This is a genomic window from Streptomyces sp. NPDC037410 (assembly GCF_055602235.1).
This window is the reverse complement of sequence record NZ_JBVJWR010000011.1, coordinates 1-9,406: the sequence shown is the minus strand read 5'-3', so window position 1 is coordinate 9,406 and position 9,406 is coordinate 1. Positions and strand designations below refer to the sequence as shown.

Genomic DNA, 9,406 nt, shown 5'->3' with positions numbered 1-9,406 from the left:
GGGGGGGGGGTCTATAGCATGCCACCGAAACACCCCCCCCCCCCCCCCCCCCCCCCCCCACCCCCCCACCCCCCCCCCCCCCCCCCCCCCCCCCGCGGCCCGTCTGCTTGGGGGCTTCGGCGGAGGTCTCGATCACCTCGTCAGTATTCCAGGCCGGCGTTCCGGGGGGTTACGTCGGCACCCTTCTGCGCTACTCTCAGCGGTACTGCAGTACCTTCCCCAGTACCACTTTGCGCGCCGCTGGAGTCGCCATGGATGTCGACCGCCTGCTTCCCACCCCCGAGGCAGCGGACCTCATCGCCCTCACCCGGGAGATCGCCGACAAGGAGCTCTCTTCCCGGGTGGACGAGCACGAGGCCGCCGAGAGCTATCCCGAAGGACTCTTCGCCACCCTCGGCGAGGCCGGGCTCCTCGGCCTCCCGTACCCCGAGGAGTACGGCGGCGGGGGCCAGCCCTACGAGGTGTACCTCCAGGTCCTGGAGGAGCTCGCGGCGCGCTGGGCCGCCGTCGCCGTCGCCACCAGCGTCCACACCCTCGCCAGCCACCCCCTGCACACCTTCGGCACCCCGGAGCAGAAGGAGCGCTGGCTCCCCGCGATCCTCGAAGGCCGGACCATCGGCGGCTACAGCCTCTCCGAGCCGCAGGCCGGCTCCGACGCCGCCGCCCTCACCTGCAAGGCCGAGCGCCAGGACGACGGCAGCGGGTACCGGATCACCGGCACCAAGGCCTGGATCACCCACGGCGGCAAGGCCGACTTCTACGCCCTGTTCGCCCGCACCGCCCCCGGCAGCCACGGCGTCTCCTGCTTCCTCGCCCCCGGCGCCACCGAGGGCCTGAGCTTCGGCGTCCCCGAGCGCAAGATGGGCCTCCAGGCGGTGCCGACGACCGCCGCGTACTGGGACGGCGCCCTCATCGAGGAGGACCGCCGCGTCGGCGACGAGGGCCAGGGCCTCCAGATCGCGTTCAGCGCCCTCGACAGCGGCCGCCTCGGCATCGCCGCCTGCGCCACCGGCCTCGCCCAGGCCGCGCTCGACGCCGCCGTGGCGTACGCCAACGAGCGCACCACCTTCGGCCGCCGGATCATCGACCACCAGGGCCTCGGCTTCCTCCTCGCCGACATGGCCGCCGCGGTCGACGCGGCCCGCGCCACCTACCTGGACGCGGCCCGCCGCCGCGACCTCGGCCGCCCGTTCAGCCGCCAGGCCAGCGCGGCCAAGCTGATCGCCACGGACACGGCCATGAAGGTCACGACGGACGCCGTCCAGGTCCTCGGCGGCTACGGCTACACCCGCGACTTCCCGGTCGAGCGCTACATGCGCGAGGCGAAGATCATGCAGATCTTCGAGGGGACCAACCAGATCCAGCGGATGGTCATCAGCCGGGGGCTCGCCCGCGCGTAGCGGCTGCCGCCGCGAGGACGGCGGTCGCCGTCAGGGCGGCCTGGAGCGACCAGGCCGCCGGCGGACCGCCACCCGTGAGCGGGTCGCCGCTCGCCGGGGACGGCAGTCAGGCGGCCTCGTGGAGGAGTCTGGGTGAGCCCGCCTTCCGGAGGAGCGCGGCGATGGCCGTCAGGCCGTGGCGGTCGGCGTGGTGGAGGGCCGTGCGGCCGTACGGGTCGGGGAGTCCGGGGTCGGCGCCCGCCGCGAGGAGCAGGGCCACGACCTTCTGGTGCGCGCCGCCGCCTTCGCCGAGGATCACGGCCTCCAGGAGCGCGGTCCAGCCGAGCCGGTTGACGTGGTCGACGTCGATCGCGGTCTCGTCGAGGACGGCGCGGACGTACGGCACGTGGCCGCGTTCCGCGGCGGGGATGAGCGAGGTGCCGCCGTACCGGTTGGTCAGTCTCAGGTCGGGGCCCGCCGGGAGCAGGGCACGCATCATGGCGACGCTGCCGGTGACGCCGGTGACCAGCCACGGGCTGTCGGACCGGTCGTCCTGGGCGTTCGGGTCGGCGCCCGCGGCGAGCAGCGCCCGCGCGACGGGGACGTGGTCGCGCAGGGCGGCCCGCAGCAGCGGGGTGCGGCGGTGCCGGTCCCGGACGTCGACGCGGGCGCCCGCGTCGAGGGCCGCGCGGACGGCGACGGCGTCACCGTGCGCGGCGGCCGCCAGAAGGGTGTGATCGAGCGCGTTCATGGCGGGTTTCCTCGTACGCGGGCGCCTGCCCTGGGGCTTACTTGTCGAGCGTGGCGACGCCGGCCTGGGCGAACTTCTCGTCCAGGTCGCCGGACGGGGCGCCGGCGACGCCGATGCCCGCGATCGGGGCGCCCTTGGCGGTGACGGGGGCGCCGCCGGCGAGGAAGAGGGTGCCGGGGATGTCCTTCAGGGTCGGCGCGTTCCAGGAGACGGCGGTGTACGCCTTCTTCACGGCCGACTCGTAGGACTGCGGGCCCGCGCCGTCACCGCGCAGGGTGACGATGGTGTTGCCGTTGCGGTCGACGACCGCGACGGAGACCCGCTGGTTCTCCTTCTCCGCGGCGTCGAGCGTCGCCTGCGCGGCCTTCGTCGCCGCCTCGATCGTCAGGTGCGTCGACCCGGTCGTGTTCGTGTTCTTGGCGTCGGCCTTGGCGGCGGCCGGAGCGGCCGCCGTCTCCTCGCCGGTGGCGCTCGCGGAGTAGGCCCCGAAGCCGCCGAGGGCGAGGGCGGCGACGATCGCGCCACCGGTCACGACACGGGTGCGCGAGGTGGCCTTCTTCACGTGCTTCATGGGATCTGCTCCAAGTGGACTCGGGGAACCGCGGGGGCCGTCGGAGAGCCGCGGCCGCTCTGTTCCCCATCCTGGTGCCGTACCCTGCCGCCGGCCGTCGTCGTCCCGGCTGCACCCGGCGCCCGCATCGGTGGACCCCCGGGTCATCCGATCGGCTGACCCGGGACCTCCTCCCCCCACCGCGCGGCCAGGTCGGCGAAGGCCCCGGCCGCCGCGCTGCGGTAGCCGGCCGCGCGCCGCAGGAGGGCGACGGAGCGGGACGGCAGCGCGGGGGAGAGCGGCACCGGGATCAGCCAGGGGTGGTCCAGGGTGACGGCGTCCGGCAGGACGGTCGCGAGCGCGGTGCGCCGGACGATCTCGGTGAGCGCGGTCACCGAGTTGGCCTCCACCGCGATCGCGGGACGGACGCGGTGCTCGGAGACGTACGCGTCGATGTGCAGCCTGGTCGCGAAGTCCCGGCTCAGGAGCGCGAGCTGATGGTCGTTCAGTTCTTCGGCCCGTACCGGCTCCGTACGGCCCGCGAAGGGGTGGCCGGGGCCGACGACGAGGCCGAGGGTCTCGGTGAACAGCTCCGCGGCCTCGACGCCCGGGAGGTGCTCGCCGTGGAAGGCGATGCCGAGGTCGAGCCGGTCGGCGAGCAGGTCGGCCTCGATGCGCTCCTGCGGCAGCTCCCGCACGTCCACGGTGATCCCCGGGTGGCGGGTGTGGAAGCCGGCGACCAGGGGACCGGTGAGGTACGTGGTGAAGGTGGGCGTGACCGCGAGCCGGAGGTGACCCCGGGACAGGTCGTGCACGTCGAGCACCGCCCGCTCGCCCGCCGCCAGGTCCCGCAGCGCCCGCCGGGCGTAGCGCGCGTAGGCCTCCCCGGCGTCCGTGAGGCGCACGGTCCGGCCGGTGCGGTCCAGGAGCTGCGCCCCGAGCGCCTTCTCCAGCTGCCGGATCTGCTGGGACAGCGTCGGCTGGGAGATGTGGAGCTCCTCGGCGGCGCGGGTGAAGTTCGCGTGCTCGGCGACGGCGAGCAGATAGCGGAGATGGCGGAGTTCCGGCTGCATGGGGCTGACTATAGATGGCATCTATGGCAGACATCGATGGCAGGTCTTGGACACTATGGGTGCGGGTCGGGCACGGTGAGGACATGCCTCACTTCGCCGAGGGAATCGCCCGCTTCCAGCGGGAGGTCTTCCCTGCCAAGGCCGGCCTCTTCGCCCGCCTGGCCACCGACCACCGGCCCGGGACGCTGTTCATCGGCTGCTCGGACGCCCGGGTCGTGCCGGAGCTGATCACCCAGACCGATCCGGGCGAGCTCTTCGTGATCCGGACCGCCGGCAACCTCGTCCCCGCCCACGCCCCGGGCGGCGACGGTGTCACCGCCGCCGTGGAGTACGCCGTCACCGTCCTCGGCGTACGGGACATCGTCGTCTGCGGGCACTCCGCCTGCGGCGCGATGACCGCGCTCGCCGAGGGCCACGACCTGAGCGCCGCGCCCGCCGTCGCCGCCTGGCTGCGGCACGCCGACGCCTCCCTCGCCCGCGCCGCCGCCGGCACGGCCGACGCGGCCGCCGGCACGGCCGACGCGGCCGCCGGCACGGCCGACGCGGCCGCCGGGACCGTCGACGTGGCCGCCCTGGTCCGCGAGAACGTCGCCGCGCAGCTGGCGAACCTGGCCACCCACCCCTCGGTGGCCCGCGCCCTGACCGCGGGCGAAGTGCGGCTGCACGGCTGGGTCTTCGACATCGCCGACGGCACCGTCGAGGAGCTCCCCGCCACCGCGAGCCCCGTGCTCGCCGCCTGACCCCACCCACCCTCAAGGAAGAAGGACGTACCTCTCATGGTGCACGCCCAGTTCGACCCCACCGCCCGCCGCGCCCTCGCGATCGCCGCCGTCGACGCCAAGACCCGCAAGGACCTGAGCTGGCAGCGGATCGCGGACGCCGCCGGCCTCTCCGTCGCCTTCACCACCGCCGCCGTCCTCGGCCAGCACGCCCTGCCGGCGGACTCCGCCCGCGCCGTCGCCGAGCTCCTCGGCCTCGACGAGGACGCGGCGCGCCTCCTCCAGACGATCCCCACCCGCGGCTCCCTCGACGGCGCCGTCCCCACCGATCCGACCGTCTACCGCTTCTACGAGATGCTCCAGGTCTACGGCACCACGCTCAAGGAGCTCGTGCACGAGCAGTTCGGCGACGGCATCATCTCCGCGATCAACTTCAGGCTGGACGTGAAGAAGGTCGCCGACCCCGAGGGCGGCGAGCGCGCGGTCATCACCCTGGACGGCAAGTACCTGCCGACCAAGCCCTTCTGACGGCAGAGCGACCGCTTCGGGCGCCCGGCCCTCCTCGGCGCCGAATCGGCGACGCGCCCGTGCGCGGCATGGCCGACGAGGAGGGCCGGGGAACCGGCCCGCGGGGCGTCGAGACGGCCCGGGCCGTCGTACAGCTCGGCGAAGAGGACCCGGCCCTCCGGCCGGGCGGCCGGCGCCCGCGCCGCGGCACCCGTGTCGGCGACCGTCACCACACCGCGCGGGCCCCGGCCTCCCCTTCCAGGGGCGCGGCCTGCGGTTCTATGGTGGGCGGCGCAGATCGCGCGGACCGCGCGGTCCTGACGCGGGCACGCGCCCGATCCGGCGGCCAACCCGGCGGCAGGGTCGCACCCGCACGACACGAACGAGGAGTTCCATGGACATCGCCGGCTCCGCCGCTCTCGTCACCGGCGCCGCTTCCGGCCTCGGCGCCGCCACCGCCGCCGCGCTCGCCGCCCGTGGCGCCACCGTCTACGGCCTGGACCTCGACAAGGCCGTGGCCGCCGCAGGGGAGCTGCCCGAGGGCGTCCGGCTGCTCGCCGCGGACGTCACCGACGAGGGCCAGGTCCGCGAGGCGCTCGCCGCGATCGACGCCGACGGCGCCGAGCTGCGGCTCGCCGTGAACTGCGCGGGCATCGCCCCCTCCGCCCGCATCCTGGGCCGCAAGGGACCCCACGACCTCGACCTGTTCCGTACGGTGCTCAACGTCAACCTGCTGGGCACCTTCAACGTGATGCGGCTCGCCGCCGAGGCCATCGCCCGCCACGACGCCGACGAGCACGGACAGCGTGGCCTCGTCGTCAACACCGCCTCCATCGCCGCCTTCGAGGGACAGGTCGGGCAGATCGCGTACGCCGCGTCCAAGGCGGGCGTCGCCGGGATGACCGTCACCGCCGCGCGCGACCTCGCGCAGTTCGGCATCCGGGTCGTCACCATCGCCCCCGGCATCGTCGACACCCCGATGATGGCCGGCTTCGGCGAGGACGTCCGGGCCGGTCTCGCCGCGAGCGTCACCTTCCCGCAGCGCCTCGCGCGCCCGGAGGAGTACGCCCGGCTCGTGACGATGATCGCCGAGCACGACTACCTCAACGGCGAGACGATCCGGATGGACGGCGCGCTCCGGATGAGCGCCCGCTGAGCCTCCGTACCCCCATCACAGCACTCGGTGCCGGATTCTTCCGGCACCAAGTGCCGTGAGGGCCCCTCCGAGTGTTAGGTTCGGGCCATGGGAACAGCGTCGTCGAACACCACGAAGCCCGCGATGCGGGACTCCCTCATCGCCGCGGCCTTCCAGCTCTTCCTGGAGCGGGGCTACGAGCAGACCACCGTCGACGACATCGTCACCCTCGCGGGCGTCGGCCGGCGGTCCTTCTTCCGGTACTTCCCGTCGAAGGAGGACGTGGTCTTCCCCGACCACGAGCAGTGCCTCGCCGACATGACCCGCTTCCTCGCCGCGAGCGCCGACTCCGACGACCCGGTCGTCCGCGTCTGCGACGCCGCCCGGCTCGTCATGCGGATGTACGCCGAGAACCCCACCTTCTCCGTGCAGCGCTACCGGCTCACCCGCGAGGTGGCCGGTCTCCGCACGTACGAGCTGTCGGTGGTCTGGCGGTACGAGAAGACCCTCGGCGACTACCTGCGCACCCGCTGGGCCGACCGCAGGGACGGCACCCTGCGCGCCAACGTCGTCGCGGCGGCCGTGGTCGCCGCCCACAACCACGCCCTGCGGCACTGGCTGCGCTCGGGCGGCGAGGGCGACGCCCTCGCGGAGGTCGACGGCGCCCTGGAGTTCGTGCGGTCCACCTGGACCGCCGGCGGCCAGGCCGCGGACGCGCCGGCCGAGGAGGCCGAGGACGTCGTCGTGGTGATCACCAAGCGGTCCACCCCCATGTGGCGCGTGGTGCGCGAGGTGGAGTCGAGCCTCGGCGAGGGCTGAGGGTCACAGAAGGGCCACAGGGTTCTCAGTATCTCTAATTGAGGGAACTCAGGTCTTTATTTGATGGCACTCAGTGCCATATCTTGTCTCCATGCACGGTCGAGCCGCCGAGTGCAAGGAGAAGGCATCGTGTTCCACACGGGAATGAGGAGCGGGACCGCCGTCCAGGCCGACGAGTCGGCCCCCGATTCCGAGCTGTACTTCCAGCGCTGCCGCTGGTGCCACACCACCACCTTCCAGCGCCTGCTCTGTCCGACCTGCGGGTCGACCGAACTCGCCCCCGAACTCAGCGGCGGCGAGGGCGTGATATCCGTACGGCGCGGGGTCGCCGCCGCCGACGCCGACCTCTGGCCGGTCCACATGACGGAGGGCTTCGTCGTCCGCTGCCGGGTCGACGGACCGCTGCACGCGGTGCGCCCCGGGGTCCGGGTGAAGCTCTCCGGCAACGGCTCCTCCGGACGCAGGCCGGTCGTCCGGCTCTGCGAGGAGGTCCCGCTCGACGGCTGGTACTGAGCGCGAGCACGACGAAGGGGGCGGGTGGCACAGAGTGCCACCCGCCCCCTCTTGTGTGAGGTCAGCGCGCGCCGATCTCGTCCGTCAGCTGCGGCAGCACCTCGAAGAGGTCGCCGACCACGCCGTAGTCGACCAGGTCGAAGATCGGGGCCTCGGGGTCCTTGTTGACCGCGACGATCGTCTTCGAGGTCTGCATGCCGGCCCGGTGCTGGATGGCGCCGGAGATGCCCGCCGCCACGTACAGCTGCGGCGAGACCTGCTTGCCGGTCTGGCCGACCTGGTTGGAGTGCGGGTACCAGCCGGCGTCCACGGCGGCGCGGGAGGCGCCGACGGCCGCGCCGAGCGAGTCGGCCAGCTTCTCGACGACCGCGAAGCCCTCGGCCGCGCCGACGCCGCGGCCGCCCGAGACCACGATCGCGGACTCGGTCAGCTCGGGGCGGCCGGTGGAGACGCGCGGGGTGCGCGAGACGACCTTGGCGGCGTTGCCGGTGAAGGCGACGGTGACGTTCTCGACCGCGCCCGCGGCCGGAGCGGCCTCCGGGGCGGCGGAGTTCGGCTTGACGGTGATGACCGGGACGCCGTGCGAGACCGTGGACTTCACCTGGTACGAGGCGGCGAAGACGGACTGCGTGGCGACGGGGCCCTTGTCACCGGCCTCCAGCTCCACGGCGTCGGTGATCAGACCGGAGCCGAGCCGGAGCGCGACGCGGGCCGCGATCTCCTTGCCCTCGCCGGAGGAGGTCACCAGGACGGCGGCCGCCCCCTTCTCCTGGGCGAGCTGGGTGAGCGCGTCGACCTTCGGGACGACGAGCTGCTCGGTGAACTCGGCGCCGTCCGCGACGTACACGGTGGCGGCGCCGTACTCGCCGGCCGTGGCGGCGATCGAGGCGGCGGCCTCGCCGGCGCCGAGGACGACCGCCGAGGGCTCGCCGATGCGGCGGGCCAGGGTCAGCAGTTCGAGGGCCGGCTTGCGGACCGCACCGTCGGCGTGGTCCACGAGAACCAGGATCTCAGCCATGATTCCTTGCTCCTGAGGTGGGGTGACGGTGGATCAGATGAACTTCTGGGTGGCGAGGAAGGCGGCGAGCTGCTTGCCGCCGTCGCCCTCGTCCGTGACGATCGTGCCCTGGGTGCGGGCCGGGCGGGCGGCCACGGCGTCGACCAGGGTCCAGGACCCGGCGAGGCCGACCTCGTCGGCGTCGATGTCCAGGTCGTCCAGGTCCAGCTCCTCGACCGGCTTCTTCTTGGCGGCCATGATCCCCTTGAAGGAGGGGTAACGGGCCTCGCCGGACTGGTCGGTGACCGAGACGACGGCGGGCAGCGGGGCCTCCAGGAGCTCGGTCGCGGCGTCGCCGTCGCGGCGGCCCTTCACGAGACCGTCCTCGACGGAGAGCTCCGAGAGCAGCGTGACCTGCGGGAGGCTCAGGCGCTCGGCGAGCAGCGCGGGCAGGACGCCCATCGTGCCGTCGGTCGAGGCCATGCCGCAGACGACCAGGTCGAAGCCGGTCTTCTCCAGGGCCTTGGCCAGGATCGCGGAGGTGGCGATGACGTCGGAGCCGTGGATGTCCTCGTCGTTGACGTGGACGGCCTTGTCGGCGCCCATCGACAGCGCCTTGCGCAGCGCGTCCTTGGCGTCGTCCGGGCCGACCGTCACGACGGTGACCTCGGCGTCGTCGGACTCCTCGGAGATGCGCAGGGCCTGCTCGACCGCGTACTCGTCGAGCTCCGAGAGCAGCCCGTCGACGGCCTCGCGGTCGGTCGTCAGGTCGTCGGCGAAACCGCGGTCGCCGGTCGCGTCGGGGACGTACTTCACACAGACAGCGATCTTCAGGGTCACGGCCTGTCTCCTTTCGAGAGGCTGGTGGTTACGGGAGGTTGCGGGCCATGACGATGCGCTGGACCTGGTTGGTGCCCTCGTAGATCTGGGTGATCTTGGCGTCGCGCATCATGCGCTCGACGG

At 73.3% G+C, this 9,406-nt stretch carries 12 protein-coding genes; 6 read left to right on the top strand and 6 right to left on the bottom strand.

The window, feature by feature from the left end; translation table 11 throughout:
- Positions 1-251: 251 nt before the first annotated feature.
- Positions 252-1,400 (top strand): acyl-CoA dehydrogenase family protein, encoded by a 1,149-nt coding sequence (locus ACZ7HT_RS19570; protein ID WP_471167169.1) that lies wholly within the window; start codon positions 252-254, stop codon positions 1,398-1,400.
- A gap of 106 nt (positions 1,401-1,506) precedes the next feature.
- Here the strand turns inward: ACZ7HT_RS19570 and ACZ7HT_RS19565 are convergent, their stop codons facing one another.
- The 3 genes from ACZ7HT_RS19565 to cynR form a co-directional block, all read right to left on the bottom strand.
- Positions 1,507-2,130, bottom strand: a complete 624-nt coding sequence (locus ACZ7HT_RS19565; RefSeq protein WP_471167166.1) for an ankyrin repeat domain-containing protein — start codon at positions 2,128-2,130, stop codon at positions 1,507-1,509.
- Positions 2,131-2,167: 37 nt separating this feature from the next.
- Positions 2,168-2,692 carry a GlcG/HbpS family heme-binding protein gene (locus ACZ7HT_RS19560; RefSeq protein ID WP_471167694.1) on the bottom strand — a complete coding sequence of 175 codons (525 nt, stop codon included), beginning with the start codon at positions 2,690-2,692 and terminating at the stop codon, positions 2,168-2,170.
- A 152-nt stretch (positions 2,693-2,844) separates the two neighbouring features.
- Positions 2,845-3,753: a transcriptional regulator CynR gene (cynR, locus tag ACZ7HT_RS19555; protein WP_471167164.1), complete on the bottom strand. Its 909-nt coding sequence runs from the start codon at positions 3,751-3,753 to the stop codon at positions 2,845-2,847.
- Positions 3,754-3,836: 83 nt separating this feature from the next.
- Between cynR and ACZ7HT_RS19550 the strand changes: the two genes are divergently transcribed.
- From ACZ7HT_RS19550 to ACZ7HT_RS19530, 5 genes are all read left to right on the top strand, one after another.
- Entirely contained in the window at positions 3,837-4,493 is a 657-nt protein-coding gene (locus ACZ7HT_RS19550; protein ID WP_471167162.1) for a carbonic anhydrase, read from the top strand.
- Between the two features lie 36 nt (positions 4,494-4,529).
- The gene (cynS, locus tag ACZ7HT_RS19545; RefSeq protein ID WP_471167160.1) at positions 4,530-5,000 is read left to right on the top strand and encodes a cyanase; all 471 of its coding nucleotides are present in this window, start codon (positions 4,530-4,532) and stop codon (positions 4,998-5,000) included.
- Positions 5,001-5,373: 373 nt separating this feature from the next.
- The gene (locus ACZ7HT_RS19540) at positions 5,374-6,135 is read left to right on the top strand and encodes an SDR family NAD(P)-dependent oxidoreductase (protein WP_471167158.1); all 762 of its coding nucleotides are present in this window, start codon (positions 5,374-5,376) and stop codon (positions 6,133-6,135) included.
- A gap of 87 nt (positions 6,136-6,222) precedes the next feature.
- Positions 6,223-6,933 carry a TetR family transcriptional regulator gene (locus ACZ7HT_RS19535; RefSeq protein WP_471167155.1) on the top strand — a complete coding sequence of 237 codons (711 nt, stop codon included), beginning with the start codon at positions 6,223-6,225 and terminating at the stop codon, positions 6,931-6,933.
- A gap of 129 nt (positions 6,934-7,062) precedes the next feature.
- Positions 7,063-7,446: a zinc ribbon domain-containing protein gene (locus ACZ7HT_RS19530; RefSeq protein WP_471167153.1), complete on the top strand. Its 384-nt coding sequence runs from the start codon at positions 7,063-7,065 to the stop codon at positions 7,444-7,446.
- A gap of 61 nt (positions 7,447-7,507) precedes the next feature.
- Here ACZ7HT_RS19530 and ACZ7HT_RS19525 read toward each other — a convergent pair whose 3' ends face one another.
- From ACZ7HT_RS19525 to ACZ7HT_RS19515, 3 genes are all read right to left on the bottom strand, one after another.
- Entirely contained in the window at positions 7,508-8,464 is a 957-nt protein-coding gene (locus ACZ7HT_RS19525; RefSeq protein ID WP_471167150.1) for an electron transfer flavoprotein subunit alpha/FixB family protein, read from the bottom strand.
- A 33-nt stretch (positions 8,465-8,497) separates the two neighbouring features.
- Positions 8,498-9,283 carry an electron transfer flavoprotein subunit beta/FixA family protein gene (locus ACZ7HT_RS19520; protein WP_189807188.1) on the bottom strand — a complete coding sequence of 262 codons (786 nt, stop codon included), beginning with the start codon at positions 9,281-9,283 and terminating at the stop codon, positions 8,498-8,500.
- 28 nt (positions 9,284-9,311) lie between these two features.
- The coding region (locus ACZ7HT_RS19515; protein ID WP_132919430.1) for an acyl-CoA dehydrogenase family protein at positions 9,312-9,406 on the bottom strand (95 nt) is incomplete at its 5' end.